We start from the raw sequence: 15,159 nt of genomic DNA, 5'->3' as shown, positions 1-15,159 counted from the left end.
AGAATCGAGATATGTCCTGCAGCTTCCTTCTTGAATTATTTCACACCCGCTTCTTATACACCCTCATCGCAAAGTAGTAGGCCACAAGCAAAATCCCGACGCACCACGCAAGAGCGACCCATATATCATTGCCCACCGGCTGACCCGACAGCAGCGCACGAATGGCTTCCACGATCGAGGTCACCGGCTGGTTTTCGGCAAAGGCGCGAACGACCTTCGGCATCGACTCGGTCGGCACAAACGCCGAGCTAATAAACGGCAGGAAGATAATCGGGTAGGAAAACGCACTTGCGCCTTCCACCGTTTTGGCGGACAGTCCGGCAATCGCCGCGACCCAGGTCAAGGCCAGCGTAAACAATACGAGTATGCCGGCTACTGCAAGCCATGACACTATCCCCGCCGGCGAACGAAAGCCCATAACGAGCGCTACGAGAATGATGACGAGAACCGATAGGGCGTTGGATACCAGCGAGGTGAGCACATGCCCCCAAAGCAAGGCGGAACGTGAAATCGGCATGGTGTGAAACCGCTCAATGATGCCCCGCTGCTTATCCAAAAACAGGCGGTAAGCCGTATAGGATATGCCGCTTGCAATCGCAATCAGCAGGATACCGGGCAACAGGTAGTTCACATAGTTATCCGTACCGGTTTGGATGGCGCCGCCAAGCACATAGACGAACAGCAGCATCATCGCAATCGGCGTGATGCAGACCGTGATGATGGTGTCCATACTGCGGAAAATATGGCGCATGGAACGCCCGAGCATCACGCTAATATCGGTGAAGAAATGATTTTTTGACGCCTCCATTACTTCGCCTCCTTTTTGCCGACGATGGAGAGGAATATCTCTTCCAATGTCGGCTGTTTTTCAACATACTCCACCTTTGCGGAGGGGAACAGCTTTTTAAGCTCCGAGAGCGTGCCGCTGGCGATAATCCTGCCCTCGTGCAGAATGGCAATTCGGTCGGCAAGCTGCTCCGCTTCCTCCAGATACTGCGTGGTCAGGAGGACCGTCGTGCCGCCGCCGGCAAGCTCCTTGACAATCTTCCAAACCTCGATGCGCGCCTCGGGGTCAAGCCCGGTGGTCGGCTCGTCGAGGAAAATGATCGACGGTTTTCCCACAAGGCTCAAGGCGATGTCGAGCCTGCGGCGCATCCCGCCCGAATACGTAGACGCCCTGCGGTCGGCGGCGTCTGTCAAGCCGAGGCGTTGAAGCAAGTCGTCTGCAACCTGACGCGGATTTTTGAGGTATCGCAGCTTGGCAATCATGGTCAGATTTTCCCGTCCGGTCAACATTTCGTCCACGGCGGCAAATTGCCCGGTCAGACTGATTACCTGCCGCACATTGTCGGGTTTGGACGCAACATCGAATCCGTTTACGGCGGCGGTTCCGCTGTCTGGCTTGAGCAGCGTGGTGAGGATTTTGACAACCGTGGTCTTGCCCGCCCCGTTGGAGCCGAGGAGGGCGAAAATACGGCCCTTTTCCACCTCGAAATCTACGCCCTTTAAGACTTGAAGCTGCTTGTAGGATTTTTGCAGTCCTTTTACCTGAATGGATGTGGTTGGCATATTTTCCCCTCCTTATCGAACGGTAACCTTGGACAAATCGGCATCCATGCCTTTAAGGGCGGCATAGGTCAGCTTATCCATGACTGCGCCGTCAAAGCAAATGGTTTTGATAACACGGTAATATCTTTTGGACCACGAAGACGTTGGAAAAGACACGTTCTTGAGTGTTGCGCCCTTAAACGAAACTTCGTTCAGTGCCGACTTGTCAAACTTGACGCCGATAAAGGTTTGCCCGTCAAAACACAGCCCTCCCAGATCGGAAGAATTGAACTCCACGCCATCAAAGATACAGTTTTCAAAGATTGTTTTACTGAGGTAGGTCGCGTCCAGCTTGACGTCGGTCAGTTTTACGCCTGTGAATTTGGCTCCGACAAGCCACGACTTGCTGAAATTGGTTCGTACAAGGATCGTCTTATTGAAGCTTGCATTTGCCAGGTCAAGGGCAGATAGGCTGCAGTCCGTCAGGTTCGCGCCGTCAAAATTGGCTTCACGCACGTCGCTGCCCTTAAACGAACTGCCTGTCAAGTCCGCGCCTGCAAAGTCGGATCCGTGCATCGCGCTGCCTTTAAACTGTCCTTTATGGGCCGTAACGCCTGCAAAGTCGCTTTTCGCCAGGTTGCTTCCGTTAAAGTTTGTCACCACCTGCCGCTCCAGCGAGCGGGAGAGGTTAGCGACTTCCAGTACCGTTTGCTCAATGTCGCCGATGCTTTCAATCGTCATTTCAAAAGCGGTTTCATCATCCTTGCCCTCGGCTTTGAGTTCACGGAACCGCTCCTGCAAATCGGAGAGCAGGTCCGTCTTTAATTCGGTGACGCTTTTTACCTCATCGTAGGGTGCAAACACGCCGTTCAAATAGTTTGTCAATTTCTCATTCATAATCTCAACACTCCTTATAATAAGTTTTCAAGCACGCGCTTTGCGTACTCCCAGTTGCCCTTGTTGCGGGCGTAAGCAGCCTTGCCCTTTTCGGTAATCCTGAAATATTTACGCCGTCCACCCTGGGATTCATCGCCCCAATACCACTCGATATCCTCGTCCACCTCAAGCCGCTTGACGCTGGAGTACATCGTGGCTTCCTTTAATTCATACTCGCCGCCTGAGCGCTCGGCAATCAGCTTGACAATCTCGTACCCGTAGCGGTCCGCTTCGGATAAGAGCCGTAAAATCATCGTATCGGTATGCCCGCGCAGCAGGTCGGATGTAATTTTGTTCTCGCTCATCTCATCACCTCCGCATCTGTATAATACGACATACTACTTTGACTGTCAAGGTAATATTTTAAATTAGGTACTTTGGTTGAAAAGTAAGGGTTCCACATATTAGTCATGCATAATATGTAAAACCCTTTATTTTATTTTAGGTCTTGATAATTCTCAATCTAATGGCTATTACTTTAACAGTAAGGCAAAAAATTAACCGTAATTTAACCAGTCTTGAGCTATCATGATCAAATTGAAATGCGGGGGATGATGGAACTGAAAGTATTGGTTGTCGAGGATGACTTATCGATGCAAAAAGCAATCGGCACAGGGCTGAGAAAATTCGGATACGCGGTGGATGCCGCACCGGACGGAGAAAAAGCCTTACAGCTCGCCCAGGTCAATGAGTACGATGCGATCGTGCTTGATTTGAATCTGCCGAAAATAGATGGTATTGATGTTCTGACGGAAATTCGCAAGAACAACCAGGAAATCAAGGTGCTCATCCTGTCCGCGCGTTCCGAGGTGGAGGACAAGATCGCGGGGCTCGACACCGGCGCCAACGATTATATGGCGAAGCCGTTTCACTTCAAGGAGCTTGAAGCGAGGCTTCGCGCGCTGCTTCGCCGAAAATTCATCCTGACGGATACGCGAATCGCACATGGAGATTTACAAATCGATACCGCGTTAAAGCAGGTATACGTTCGAAATCAGTTGATTGACTTAACCAAGAAAGAATACGGCATCCTCGAGTATCTGATGATGCACAAGGATAAAATCGTAGGCGCGGAAGAGATAATCGAGCACGTGTGGGACAGTCAAACCGACTTATTTTCCAACTCCTTTAAGGTACACATCAATTCGCTCAAGAAGAAGCTTGCCCTCCACCTTGGGAAACAGGAAATCGTCAAAAACGCAAGAGGGCTCGGCTATTTCATCGCGGAGGTGCAGTATGGCCCGGTTTAACCATCTTCCGCTGCGGCTGCGGCTGACCCTATTAATGGCGCTGATATTGATCATTGCTTCGATCGTGCTGATGATGACTTCGATCTATGCCGCACGAAAGATCTATAAGACTGACGTCCCAATGCTTAAAACGGCAGCGATTGAAAGGAATAAACAGATTTATAAGGTTGACGTCCCAAAGCTTAAAACGGCAGCGATTGAGAGGAATAACGACTTTACAGCCGTCGGTATTATTAGCGCTGTATTGGTCATTGCTATAGGAACCTGCTTAACCTATCTGATTGCGGGAAGAGCCTTGAAGCCTGTAACGGATTTAAGCAAGGAGATCGGGGAAATCGACGAAAACAACTTGTTCCGGCAGGTCGGGGTGCCTTCGTCCAATGACGAGGTTTCCAAGCTGAGCCGGTCTTTTAACCGGATGATCCACAAATTGGAGAAAGTGTTTGTCGCGCACAAAAATTTCTCGGCCAATGCCGCGCATGAACTCAAAACGCCGCTCGCCGCCATGATCGCAAACATCGAGGTGCTCCAGCTTGACGATCATCCTACGGTCGACGAGTATAAGGAAACGCTGGAGGACACGCTTAAAAACGCGCAGCGTCTCAACGTTTTGGTGAATGACCTGCTGAAGCTGAACGCCGGACAGAATATCGCGGAAAGCGAGAAAATCGAAGCTGCGGACATGTTCGCAAATATTATTGACGAGCTCCTGCAGCCTATTCAAAGTAAAAACATTCGCATCGAAAACCGTACCGCCGGCGTGCTGCTGCACGGCGATAAGCATCTCTTGTACAGAGCTTTTTACAATATGATTCATAACGCGGTCAAATATAACAAGCCAAATGGAGTCATCATTATCGCTGCGGCGGAGAACGCGGTCAACACCCGAATTACGATCCTTGATACGGGGATCGGCATACCGGAGGATCAGATCGATAAAATTTTCGATCCGTTCTACTGCGTAGACAAATCGCGCTCGAGAGAGCTTGGAGGCAGTGGCTTGGGGCTCTCCATCGTGAAGATGGTCATCGAAAAGCACGGAGGTGAAATCCAGGTGCATAGCGTGGCCGATGTGTCCACGACTATCGTAATCCGGCTGCCGAAGCCTCAAAATAAAGCGGACCGCTGACTTTCTCGGCGGGCTGTCTTCTTAACCTTGAGTTAACCTTCCTTGAATTATAGTGAGAGCATGCTTCAGTTCACAGGAGGGATACAAAAAAATGGTAAAAAAAAGTTCGATTTTGCTTATGCTTATCGTATTTGTGGTCGGAATTTGGACAGGTTTTGCACAAACGCGGCCGCCATCGCCGCCATCTCAATCCAGTGCCGATTATTTGGCTTATCAACGGATGCTTGCCCATTTGCAAGCCATGACAGTCGCACCGCATCCATCCGGTTCCAAGGAGCTTGACCAGGTACGGACTTATCTATTGGCGCAAATCCGCGATATGGGGCTGGAAGCGAATGTCGATCAGGAAATATACACATCTGCGGATATGAAAGCCGAACGTCTTGCTCAAGACGGTCCGGCGATGGGAAACCGAAGCATTCGGAAGACACCGCCTTCAGGAGCTTTAGAAGGCATCAATCATAAAAAAGCCCCTTCAGAAGAAAAGGACGGATTGGTTTTAAACAATATCTGGGTCAAACTGGATGCGCCCGGCACGGATCGCGGCTTATTGATGCTCGCCCATTACGACAGCGAGGTCAACACTCCCGGCACGGCTGACGATATGGTTTCCGTAAGCGCGATGCTGGAAGCATTGCGCGAACAATCGAGAAGGCCCGATTTGAAAAACGACCTCTATTTTTTATTTACGGATGGGGAGGAAGAAAGCGCGCTAGGCGCGAAAGCGTTTGTGAAGTCGCATCCGGAGCTTCAAAGCAAGATCGATCTTGTCCTTAACTTCGATGCGCGCGGGAATCGCGGCGGACTGCTCATGTTTGAAACGTCTACGTCAAACTATGATTTGTTGCGGCATTTTCAATCCGCGAGTTCACGCCCCCTGGCTTTTTCGTTCACAACCGGGTTGTACCGCAAAATGCCGAATGGCACAGATTTGACCCGTTTCTTGGAGGCGGGATATCCGGGACTTAATTTTGCCGTGGCGGAGGGCGTAGAGCATTACCATCAGCCGTCGGACAGCTTTGAAAATTTGCATCGCGGAACGGCTTATAACTTTCTGCAGACAGCCTTGGAAATGGCCGACTATAGCGGGCAAGCGCAATTCCAGGACAGCGGCTCTAACCGGGATAGCGTGTTTTTCACATTGCTGACCGGCAATCTCGTGGTCATGAGCGACATTGCTGCCTATATCCTGTCGGTATGTGCAGCGTTGGCTTCATTAGCTTGGCTGATTATTCAGATTCGGCGTGGCAAGGTTACGCTTCGCCAAATCGCCGGCGGCACGGGCTGGCTGCTTGGTACGATGGTCGCGATGGGCTTGCTGGGCTGGGGGATCGTCTCATTATGTACCCAAACGATGGGGCTCGGCGAATCAACAAACAATGATGCGGTTTTTCTTTGCATAGCCTTGGCGCATGGCTTGGGCGCTCTCGCAATATGGTTCTTCCGGATGCAAAAACGATCGCTTGCCGAAGGGATCGCAAGTGTGCTGCCGATTCAAGTGCTGCTGATCGTCGGAACCACGGTCTTGTTCTATGAAATCAGTTACCTGTTTACGTTACCGACGCTGGTGATGATGATTGTCGCAGTTTTGGATCGGTATCCGATTGGCCGGATGATCGCATCGACTGTGCTCGGCGCAGGAATATTGCTGCTGTATGTACCGGTATGCTGGCTGGTCTATGTGATGTTTATGCTGCCTGCTGCACCGGTGGTTGTCGCTTTGAGTGTCGTTCCGGTTTCTATTGTATCCGTAATTTTTGCAGCGAAGTACAGATTATCCGCTGTGTTGTTGTCCGAGGAGAGAAAGGAAACTATCCCCCGTTTATAAATATGATGATTTTGGGCATGATAACTCAGTTGTGATGCACTAAAACACCTGCAGTGGGAAGCCGTATAATAACCTTGACTTTGAAAATTATAAAAAGTATTATTACAAATAACTTGAATATTGTGAAAAAAGCTAAGAAGAGAAAGAGTACCCTGGTGATGTCTTTTACAGAGAGCCCCGGTTGCTGAAAAGGGGTAAAGAATAACCTTGGGAATATGGTCTCGGAGCTGCGCATCGAAGCCTCATGCGGTTGTAGGTTGCGCCGGAACCCGCACCCGTTACCGTGCTAGGGTATAAACGCAAACGCGTCGTACTTGAAGAGGTTAATGCCGCAAGGCATTGATAAAATTGGGTGGAACCACGTGAGCACAACTCTCGTCCCTTCGGGATGAGGGTTTTTTTGTTTGTCAAAAAAGGAGGAGTCTTAATGACAAATATTTTTATTGGCGGAGCATGGCCGTATGCGAACGGTTCATTGCATCTGGGACGGTTGGCAAGCTTACTCCCAGGAGATGTACTGGCACGTTATTTTCGTTCGAAGGGAGAAGACGTGTTATACGTTTCGGGCAGCGACTGCCATGGCACACCGGTCGCCGTTCAGGCCCTTCAAGAGGGTGTCTCCCCGGGGGATATTGCGGATCGATTTCATCTGGAGTTTGCCGAGTGCTTTAAGCAGCTGGGGTTTACTTATGATTTGTACACACGTACTGATCAAGTTTTTCACCATCAATTGGTTCAAGAAATGTTCTTGCAACTATTGAAAAATGGATATTTATACAAAAAGACAATACAGCAGACTTATTGTGAAACCGATCAACGCTTCTTGCCGGATCGATACGTTGAGGGTACCTGCCCCGTTTGCGGGAACCGTGCCAGAGGCGATCAATGTGATTATTGTTCGACTTTGTTAGATCCTGCAGACCTGTCAGACAAGACCTGCAAGATTTGTGGGAACCCCCCTATTGAGCGTCCAACAGAGCATTATTACTTTGCGCTCTCACGATTCCAGGCCGAATTGAGCGAGTATGCAAAACAAGCCCAAGGATGGAAAGAAAATGCTGTACAGTTAACTGGACGATACTTAAAAGAAGGTCTTCAAGATCGTGCTGTAACCCGGGACTTGACTTGGGGTGTTGATGTTCCGGTTGACGGGTTCGAAGAAAAAAAAATCTACGTTTGGATTGAGGCGGTCAGCGGCTACTTATCGGCAAGCAAGCAGTGGGCTGCTGAGACAGGCGGCAGCTGGGAATCATTCTGGAAGGAAGGGAAGGAGAATATAACCGCTTATTATGTACATGGGAAAGATAATATTCCTTTCCATACAGTGGTCTGGCCGGCACTGCTCCTGGGAGCAGGGGGGCTCCATTTGCCAGATCGGATTATTTCATGTGAGTACATGACCCTGGAAGGGAAAAAGTTTTCGACAAGCAGTAATTGGGCGGTATGGGTACCGGATATTATGCGTCGCTATCAACCAGATTCCATTCGTTATTTTTTGATCGCAAACGGTCCTGAGAACCGGGATACTGATTTTTCCTGGAGGGAGTTCATCCACAGCCATAATGGCGAATTGCTTGGCGCATTTGGAAACCTTGTTAATCGTACATTGGCTTTTATCGACAAGTCCTTTGAAGGATGCGTTCCAGAAGGTAATCTTAGTGAAGAATGGAAGAAAATAATGGAGGAGTTGTATCTTGAGTCCGGGGCCTTAATCGAAGAAGGTCGTCTAAAGGAAGCCATTGATCTGATTTTTACTTGCGTTCGCCGAGCAAACAAATTCTTTGATGAACAAAAGCCATGGGCACAGATTAAGGAAAACCGGGAAGCGTGTGGTTATACACTGAATATATGCGTGCAAATTATAGTGAATCTGTCCAATCTGCTGCACCCGTTCATCCCCTTCTCTTGTGAAGAAATAAGAAAGTTCCTGACACTGGAACAACCGGTTTGGAGATTGACAACAGTTCCAGCCAACCGAAAAATCCAAAACCTGAAGTTATTGTTCCAGCGTATTGACATTAGTCAGATTGAAGAAGAAACAAGTTTATTGGAAAAACAAAAATTGTAGTTGTCATCCACCCGAAAAGAAGAGCTTTGCGGCCGCGCTCCAATAAATCGCCCTGTCCTCCCATCAAGGACAAGGCGATTATTTGATACCGAATGGCTTTCTTCCATGTCAGCCAAGGAGAATCGGCTTCTCCCTTCCTCTCTTCTTCCCTACGGGAAACGAGCCATAGCCTGCTTGTCCTGTTCGACATCAGTCTCGGGATCCCATTGATCCCGCATATCAACCAGATGCAGCTTCATCAGCTCCCTGGCCTGCTGGGGATTTTGCTGTACAATCGCCTGCGCGATCAGGTAATGGTAGGACGAGGCTTTCTCATGCATGCCGGGAATCCGCATCGTATGGCGCCGGCTGTCCAGCAGCACATCCCCGACCATATGAATCATATTGATCAGAATTTCATTACGCGAAGCTTTGGCAATGAGATCATGGAACTCAATATCCTCCTTGAGAAAAGGCTTCCCGGCCTTCACCTTGCGCTGCATCGCTTGGGCGCTTTTCAAGATGGCATCCCTGTCCTCCGGGGCGGCTTTCTCTGCCGCAAGAGCTGCGAGCTCCGGTTCGATAACCAGACGCGCTTCCGTCAGCTGCATCCACGAGGCCCGTTCCATCGCCGCCAGATAGCGGTTCGGATTGCCGGGAATCTGCTCGCTGATGAAGGTTCCTCTTCCCTGCTCAACGGTCAGAATCTTCTGCTTGCCGAGTATCCGCACCGCTTCGCGGACAGAGGAAATCCCCACCTGAAGCTCCTCCGAAATATCCTCCAATGTGGGAATGCGCTCGCCCGGCTTCCATATTCCCTCTTCAATCCGCCGTTTGATTTCGTCATATACCACTTCATAAATCAGCTTCTTCTTCATCTTTCACGCTCTTTCATGGCTTCATCTCGTTCAATCCGTTCATAAATACCATACCGTTCAAATAGCGCCGCGCAAGCGAATGGAAGCAGGACGTATGCACGGAGATCAGCGCGACATGGAGCGCATTTTGCAAGGCTTCCTTCTGTGCATCGGTGAAAGACTCCTTGCGGGATACGAATTCCCGGGAGAGTTCATGGATCATTTGGTCCCATTTGTACACCATATCGTTCCGCCCGCCTTCATATGTCCGGTAACGCTCGTCCAGCTCCTCGAACAGCTCGGCATAAGCGGCATAGAAATCCAATGGAGCAATCAGCTGCGGATGATGTTCATTAGCCCCCTGAACAGGGAACACGATCTCGAACAGCTTGCGGATCGCTTCGTAATCCAGGGCAGATCTCAAATCCTCGATAATAAAAAACAGGGAAGCCTGCTGCAGGGAATATTTCTTCCCCTCTTCAGCCAAACCAATAAAGTCCTTAAAATCCCGTTTCACCCAGTTCTGTACCGATGTGACGGAAAAATGGGTGTACTCAATTTGCGATCCCAGGGATACGATATCATGAAGAGACAGAGCCGGGTTCATATCCGACTTGATCATCCGCTCGATTACGGGAGGAAGCGTTGTGGAGACGAAAGCCGTCATGGAGATCCCCTGGGCCTTCTCCCTTTGATAATGGGCAATCCATGTCTCCTGTAGAATAGTCAGCGGCGAACGCGCAGATTGTTTATTTATCGAAAGAAGAAGCTCAGCCATCTCCTTGCGGGTAAAAGATAATGTTTCCATACTAACACCTCAACCATTCGAATCGTTCTTCTAAAGCTCATCATAAAACTCGCGTACGGTTGTGTCAAAGTGAATTAATGGAGGAATGACCCTTGTTATATGACAATCCCGGAGGTTATCTGACCCATATCAGCAGATATGAGCCATTCATGACTTTGTAGTTTGTACGGAAACCCTGTAAAATAAGTTCATAAGAACTACTAATATGAATTGTTCAAAACGAAGGAAGGTTGTTATGGCTCTGAATTTCTTATTGATCGCTTTATTGATTATTCTCACCGCATTCTTCGTGGCTACCGAATTCGCGATCATTAAGCTGCGCGGAAGCCGGGTCGATCAGATGGTGCTTGAGGGTAAGAAGAACGCTCTGGCTGTGCAAAAAGTAACAAGCCACCTGGACGCCTACTTGTCCGCCTGTCAGCTCGGTATTACCATAACCGCTCTGGGTCTCGGCTGGCTCGGTGAGCCTACGGTAGAGAAGCTGCTCCATCCCCTATTCGACCGGCTGGCTGTCGGTGACGGCCTCAGCCACGTACTCTCCATGATTATTGCGCTTGCGGTTATGACCTATCTGCATGTCGTCATCGGCGAACTCGCGCCCAAGACACTCGCGATTCAAAAAGCGGAGCAGATCACGGTTGTCGTGGCGCCGCTTATCATTTTTTTCCATAAAGTGATGTATCCTTTCATTTGGCTGCTGAACGGCTCAGCTAACGGATTGGTCCGCTTATTCGGCATGAAGCCGGCCAGTGAGCATGAAGAAGCCCATTCGGAAGAAGAAATCCGCATCATTCTCTCGGACAGCTATCAGAGCGGTAAAATCAACAAAGCGGAATTCGGTTATGTGAACCGGATTTTCGCCTTCGACGAGCTGCTGGCCCGGGAAATTATGATACCGCGCACCGACATGGTCTGCTTATATGCCAACAAGACGCTTTCCGAGAATCTCGCAATTATTAAGAAAGAACAATATACCCGTTTTCCCGTTGCCATGGACAATAAGGATCATATTATCGGAACCATCAATACCAAGCAGTTTTTCCTGAAATATGATAATAATCCATCCTTTGATTTCAGCACGCTGCTTCAACCCGTCATGTCGATTCCCGAGGTCATGCCCGTGGATACCCTGCTTAAGAAAATGCAAAAAGAGCGCGTCCATATCGCCATGCTGGTGGATGAATACGGAGGCACCTCGGGATTGATTACAATTGAAGATATCATTGAAGAGATCGTGGGCGAAATCCGCGATGAATTCGACAGCGACGAGAAGAAGGAAATTGAGACTCTGGGCGAGAACCGCTTCCTGGTAGAGGGTGTGGTGCTCATAACCGAGATCAACCGGCTGCTCGGAACCGATCTTGAGCATGACGATGTCGATTCCATAGGCGGCTGGTTGTACAGCAGGCAGCCGGAGCTCAAAGAGAATGTGGAGTGGCGTTTCGACGAGCTGAGCTTCATCATCCGGGAGAAGGTAAAGAACCGGATTATGAGAATCGAGATTCATCATCACCGCGCTTATCAACATCCGGAGCTTATCGAAGAGGCCTCGCTTTAGAATCCCCTAGAGGATTGGAATAAACCAGCCCGTCCATCATGGATGGGCGGGCTGGTGAATTTCTGGCCATTCCTTACGAATTTCACCGGAAAGCATTGTCGACAGCTTGCCGGTCTGCCATGGACGAATAATAATCGTATCCGTTTTGCTTAACGGACTAACCGGATGCAGGAGTCACAGAAAGAAATTAATAAGCTCATAAATGAAAACCGCCATGTGATTTTTCACATGGCGGTGCTTATATTTTCGCTATAACACTGGCGGGCTCCCTATTCATTGGAGGGTTCAAATGTTTTGACGACTTCATACATCCCCGGATCAAACGAAGCTATAGTCAATGCTTCCTGAAGATACGGAAGTGGTTTAGGGTCATTTCGCATAGCTTGGTAATCTTCCGCACTTCTCCATTGAGCATACATTGTAACTTTATTCCCATCTGTGCTTCGATGGAGACTGCAAGAAATAAATCCGGCAGCGTGTCGAACGGAGACTTCTGTTGCACGGGTAAGTAACTCGACCAGACGTTCCTGATTTTCGGGATCAACTGTGAACACATTGATCAGGGTAACAACGCGATTATTCATTGATATATGAGTCATAATTAACTCCTTTATTAATATTTTCGTAAACTTACGCTCTGCTAATCTTTAGCTCCATGTCGCCATTTTATACATTCTAGTCCGTCTAAAAGATCCTGTAACAGGATGTCAATAAGGTGCCCGCTCGCTGTTCCAGGCAAGTCATAATTTGAATCGGAAAAGCCCAATTAACAGCTTAATACGAACTGATTATGACAGAAGCCCATACAATACAAGGTCAAATGTCTATTACCATCATAAATGGAGGACAACAAATATGGGTATTCACGGAGGCTTCGGAGACTTTGGGCAAGGAGGTTTAGGAAACCCGTTTGGCTTTGGAGTTTTTGGAAGCCCCTTCTTTCATCCATTCCGTCAGCCTTATATGAAAATATCTTACCCCATGTCTCCTGGGCAGCCAGCCATACCTTACGCAGGATTATCCCGCCACGTGTATGCGGGGCAACCAATGGCACATTGGCGACCGAGTATGCCGACAAAGCTATCCTTGCCTACAGATAAGAACGCCATTCGGGGTCCGTTTTATGTGAATGTTCCGGAAGCGGAACTTACCGAATTGCGCAGGCGCATATACGCGACAAAATGGCCTGATCGGGAAACGGTCGCGGATGCATCTCAAGGTGTGCAGCTCTCGACGATTCAGGAACTCGCGCGCTATTGGGCGTCGGATTACGATTGGCGCAAGTGCGAGGCGAAGCTGAACGCCCTGCCGCAGTTCATCACCGAGATCGACGGGCTGGACATTCACTTCATTCACGTTCGCTCGAAGCATAAAGATGCTTTGCCGCTCATCATCACGCATGGATGGCCAGGCTCGATCATCGAGATGCTGAAGATTGTCGATCCGCTTACCAATCCCACGGCACATGGCGCGAAGGCATCGGACGCTTTCCATCTGGTAATTCCGTCGATGCCCGGCTACGGGTTTTCAGGCAAGCCGACTACGACCGGCTGGGGTCCCGTCCGCATCGCACAAGCCTGGACAGAGCTGATGAAGCGACTGGGATACACGAAGTATGTGGCACAGGGCGGCGACTGGGGTGCGATTATCACGGATTTGATGGGTGTACAGGCGCCTCCGGGACTGGTAGGCATTCACTCCAATATGCCTGGCGTAGTTCCGCCCGATATTGATAAGGCGCTCCAGTCCGGCAACCCGCTGCCCTCCGGTCTCTCAGATGACGAGAGGCGCGCGTCCCGGCAGCTGGACTTCGTATACAAGCACATCGGCTATGCCCAGATGATGGGTACGCGCCCGCAGACGCTGACTGGACTTGCGGATTCGCCCGTCGGCTTGGCAGCCTTTATGCTTGACCATGACGCGCGTAGTCTGGAGCTGATCTCTCAAGCCTTTGCCGGACACCCCGGAGGTCTTACGCGGGACGATGTCCTCGACAACATCACGCTCTACTGGCTGACGAACACGGCGATTTCTTCGGCTCGTCTCTATTGGGAAAACAAGTTCTCCTTCTTCGCCGTCAAGGGCGTCTCCATCCCGGTTGCCGTGAGCGTCTTTCCTTACGAGCTCTATCAGGCCCCGCGGAGTTGGACGGAGCGGGCGTATCCCAAGCTCATGTATTTCAACAGGCTCGACAAGGGCGGACACTTCGCGGCGTGGGAGCAGCCACAGCTTTTTGCTGCAGAACTCCGCGCGGGATTCAAATCGCTACGCTAATCGGAGTCAGGTGGAATACGCGCGCACGGGTGCTCGTCGTCCCACGCCACACGCGACATCGATTTGAATTTCGATTGGAGAGTTGGCAAAATGCGGTCTCTTTTGCCGCTGTGAAGAAACATTGGGGCGGTTTCAGCAAAAAAACAGCGGCAGCTTCGGACATAATCGAGTCCAAAACTGGCGCTGTTCTTTAACTTAAGCATGCAAGCGGATTTCCCGTGCCTCATCTGCCATTAGCGTCATCTCATCGCCGGCAAACTCCCCCAGGTTCTGGTGCTGCCAGGCTTCCGGTCCGGCCACATTCTGAACCCATGAGGCATACCAGCGGCCCAAATTCCTCAGTATCATGGGCTGCAGCAGCACGAATATCAGGCCAACGCCCCCGGCAATCCATGAGCGCTGAGCCGACGACAAATCAATGTTCAAGCGGTCCATCATCCATGCATCGGGGAATAAATTGAAATCGAACAATCGGATACTCACCTCATAAGCGAGCGGGGACAGCATAACTGCGAAGGCCGTTACAGGCAGCACGATTGCGGTCGTGAACGCCGCTATGCCGATTGGGAGCTGAAGGATGCTGTAGACGATGCCCCGATAAGATTGTCCCTCTCTGAATGGAGACAGCAGCGCCAGCCAGCCCTTCTGCCCGGAAACAGGCTCCGTCACTGCGGGAGCGGAATGATGATCGGCCTTGTTGAGCCAGGCTTTCGTGTAGCTGGCTTCCTCTTTCATGAAGCGGCGGCACAGGACCAGTGTCGCCGACAAAAGCGGCAGGCCAATCAAAATGACCAATAGCGGCAGGCCCACTGACAGACCGACAATTGCGACTACAAATGCCGCAATTCCTTTCGGGAGTGCCATGACGAGCATTTTCCAAGCCTTGACGGCGTTTTGCTTTTTCATTGTCATAACCACGCTTTC

Annotated in this window: 14 protein-coding genes and 1 other annotated feature; of the genes, 6 read left to right on the top strand and 8 right to left on the bottom strand. The window is 50.2% G+C overall.

The genetic code is table 11. From position 1 onward, the window contains the following. Positions 1-40: 40 nt before the first annotated feature. From ACFOLF_RS22040 to ACFOLF_RS22025, 4 genes are read right to left on the bottom strand one after another with little or no spacing between them, the layout of a single operon-like run. Complete coding sequence (locus ACFOLF_RS22040) at positions 41-808, bottom strand: ABC transporter permease (protein ID WP_210038576.1); 768 nt, start codon at positions 806-808, stop codon at positions 41-43. Beyond that, the gene (locus ACFOLF_RS22035; RefSeq protein ID WP_210038575.1) at positions 808-1,569 is read right to left on the bottom strand and encodes an ABC transporter ATP-binding protein; all 762 of its coding nucleotides are present in this window, start codon (positions 1,567-1,569) and stop codon (positions 808-810) included. The genes ACFOLF_RS22040 and ACFOLF_RS22035 overlap by 1 nt, the downstream gene beginning before the upstream one ends. A gap of 12 nt (positions 1,570-1,581) precedes the next feature. Continuing rightward, on the bottom strand, positions 1,582-2,445 hold the full coding sequence (locus ACFOLF_RS22030; RefSeq protein WP_379114509.1) for a pentapeptide repeat-containing protein: 864 nt from the start codon (positions 2,443-2,445) through the stop codon (positions 1,582-1,584). A gap of 14 nt (positions 2,446-2,459) precedes the next feature. Then, entirely contained in the window at positions 2,460-2,789 is a 330-nt protein-coding gene (locus ACFOLF_RS22025) for a PadR family transcriptional regulator (RefSeq protein ID WP_379114524.1), read from the bottom strand. Positions 2,790-3,026: 237 nt separating this feature from the next. Between ACFOLF_RS22025 and ACFOLF_RS22020 the strand changes: the two genes are divergently transcribed. From ACFOLF_RS22020 to metG, 4 genes are all read left to right on the top strand, one after another. Beyond that, positions 3,027-3,734 carry a response regulator transcription factor gene (locus tag ACFOLF_RS22020; RefSeq protein WP_379219518.1) on the top strand — a complete coding sequence of 236 codons (708 nt, stop codon included), beginning with the start codon at positions 3,027-3,029 and terminating at the stop codon, positions 3,732-3,734. Then, complete coding sequence (locus ACFOLF_RS22015) at positions 3,721-4,863, top strand: sensor histidine kinase (protein ID WP_210045749.1); 1,143 nt, start codon at positions 3,721-3,723, stop codon at positions 4,861-4,863. The genes ACFOLF_RS22020 and ACFOLF_RS22015 overlap by 14 nt, the downstream gene beginning before the upstream one ends. Before the next feature lie 91 nt (positions 4,864-4,954). Beyond that, complete coding sequence (locus ACFOLF_RS22010; RefSeq protein ID WP_210045750.1) at positions 4,955-6,691, top strand: M20/M25/M40 family metallo-hydrolase; 1,737 nt, start codon at positions 4,955-4,957, stop codon at positions 6,689-6,691. A 125-nt stretch (positions 6,692-6,816) separates the two neighbouring features. Continuing rightward, positions 6,817-7,077 (top strand) — a binding site (T-box leader). 41 nt (positions 7,078-7,118) lie between these two features. Then, positions 7,119-8,759 (top strand): methionine--tRNA ligase, encoded by a 1,641-nt coding sequence (gene metG / locus ACFOLF_RS22005; RefSeq protein ID WP_210045751.1) that lies wholly within the window; start codon positions 7,119-7,121, stop codon positions 8,757-8,759. A 149-nt stretch (positions 8,760-8,908) separates the two neighbouring features. Here the strand turns inward: metG and ACFOLF_RS22000 are convergent, their stop codons facing one another. Both ACFOLF_RS22000 and ACFOLF_RS21995 read right to left on the bottom strand, forming a co-directional pair. Then, positions 8,909-9,616, bottom strand: a complete 708-nt coding sequence (locus tag ACFOLF_RS22000; RefSeq protein WP_210045752.1) for a FadR/GntR family transcriptional regulator — start codon at positions 9,614-9,616, stop codon at positions 8,909-8,911. 13 nt (positions 9,617-9,629) lie between these two features. Further along, a complete protein-coding gene (locus ACFOLF_RS21995; protein WP_210045753.1) occupies positions 9,630-10,403 on the bottom strand; it encodes a DUF1836 domain-containing protein in 774 nt (257 codons plus the stop codon). 235 nt (positions 10,404-10,638) lie between these two features. Here ACFOLF_RS21995 and ACFOLF_RS21990 point away from each other — a divergent pair, with 235 nt between their 5' ends. Beyond that, positions 10,639-11,961, top strand: a complete 1,323-nt coding sequence (locus ACFOLF_RS21990; RefSeq protein ID WP_210045754.1) for a hemolysin family protein — start codon at positions 10,639-10,641, stop codon at positions 11,959-11,961. Positions 11,962-12,230: 269 nt separating this feature from the next. On the opposite strand, the gene ACFOLF_RS21985 is transcribed toward ACFOLF_RS21990, so the two are convergent. Then, the gene (locus ACFOLF_RS21985; protein WP_210045755.1) at positions 12,231-12,560 is read right to left on the bottom strand and encodes an antibiotic biosynthesis monooxygenase family protein; all 330 of its coding nucleotides are present in this window, start codon (positions 12,558-12,560) and stop codon (positions 12,231-12,233) included. Between the two features lie 469 nt (positions 12,561-13,029). On the opposite strand from ACFOLF_RS21985, the gene ACFOLF_RS21980 reads away from it, so the two are divergent. Next, positions 13,030-14,235, top strand: coding sequence for an epoxide hydrolase family protein (locus ACFOLF_RS21980; RefSeq protein ID WP_379113698.1), 1,206 nt, complete (start codon positions 13,030-13,032; stop codon positions 14,233-14,235). 195 nt (positions 14,236-14,430) lie between these two features. Here ACFOLF_RS21980 and ACFOLF_RS21975 read toward each other — a convergent pair whose 3' ends face one another. Further along, positions 14,431-15,141: a sensor domain-containing protein gene (locus tag ACFOLF_RS21975; protein WP_379113700.1), complete on the bottom strand. Its 711-nt coding sequence runs from the start codon at positions 15,139-15,141 to the stop codon at positions 14,431-14,433. Between the last annotated feature and the right edge of the window lie 18 nt (positions 15,142-15,159).

This window comes from Paenibacillus sepulcri (assembly GCF_042647105.1).
GTDB lineage: Bacteria > Bacillota > Bacilli > Paenibacillales > Paenibacillaceae > Paenibacillus_Z > Paenibacillus_Z sepulcri.
This window is presented reverse-complemented; position numbering and strand designations above follow the sequence as displayed.

Coding starts and splice junctions, on each gene's coding strand:
- ACFOLF_RS22040 (WP_210038576.1), bottom strand. CDS start 808: ATGGAGGCGTCAAAAAATCATTTCTTCACCGATATTAGCGTGATGCTC.
- ACFOLF_RS22035 (WP_210038575.1), bottom strand. CDS start 1,569: ATGCCAACCACATCCATTCAGGTAAAAGGACTGCAAAAATCCTACAAG.
- ACFOLF_RS22030 (WP_379114509.1), bottom strand. CDS start 2,445: ATGAATGAGAAATTGACAAACTATTTGAACGGCGTGTTTGCACCCTAC.
- ACFOLF_RS22025 (WP_379114524.1), bottom strand. CDS start 2,789: ATGAGCGAGAACAAAATTACATCCGACCTGCTGCGCGGGCATACCGAT.
- ACFOLF_RS22020 (WP_379219518.1), top strand. CDS start 3,027: ATGCGGGGGATGATGGAACTGAAAGTATTGGTTGTCGAGGATGACTTA.
- ACFOLF_RS22015 (WP_210045749.1), top strand. CDS start 3,721: ATGGCCCGGTTTAACCATCTTCCGCTGCGGCTGCGGCTGACCCTATTA.
- ACFOLF_RS22010 (WP_210045750.1), top strand. CDS start 4,955: ATGGTAAAAAAAAGTTCGATTTTGCTTATGCTTATCGTATTTGTGGTC.
- metG (WP_210045751.1), top strand. CDS start 7,119: ATGACAAATATTTTTATTGGCGGAGCATGGCCGTATGCGAACGGTTCA.
- ACFOLF_RS22000 (WP_210045752.1), bottom strand. CDS start 9,616: ATGAAGAAGAAGCTGATTTATGAAGTGGTATATGACGAAATCAAACGG.
- ACFOLF_RS21995 (WP_210045753.1), bottom strand. CDS start 10,403: ATGGAAACATTATCTTTTACCCGCAAGGAGATGGCTGAGCTTCTTCTT.
- ACFOLF_RS21990 (WP_210045754.1), top strand. CDS start 10,639: ATGGCTCTGAATTTCTTATTGATCGCTTTATTGATTATTCTCACCGCA.
- ACFOLF_RS21985 (WP_210045755.1), bottom strand. CDS start 12,560: ATGACTCATATATCAATGAATAATCGCGTTGTTACCCTGATCAATGTG.
- ACFOLF_RS21980 (WP_379113698.1), top strand. CDS start 13,030: ATGCCGACAAAGCTATCCTTGCCTACAGATAAGAACGCCATTCGGGGT.
- ACFOLF_RS21975 (WP_379113700.1), bottom strand. CDS start 15,141: ATGAAAAAGCAAAACGCCGTCAAGGCTTGGAAAATGCTCGTCATGGCA.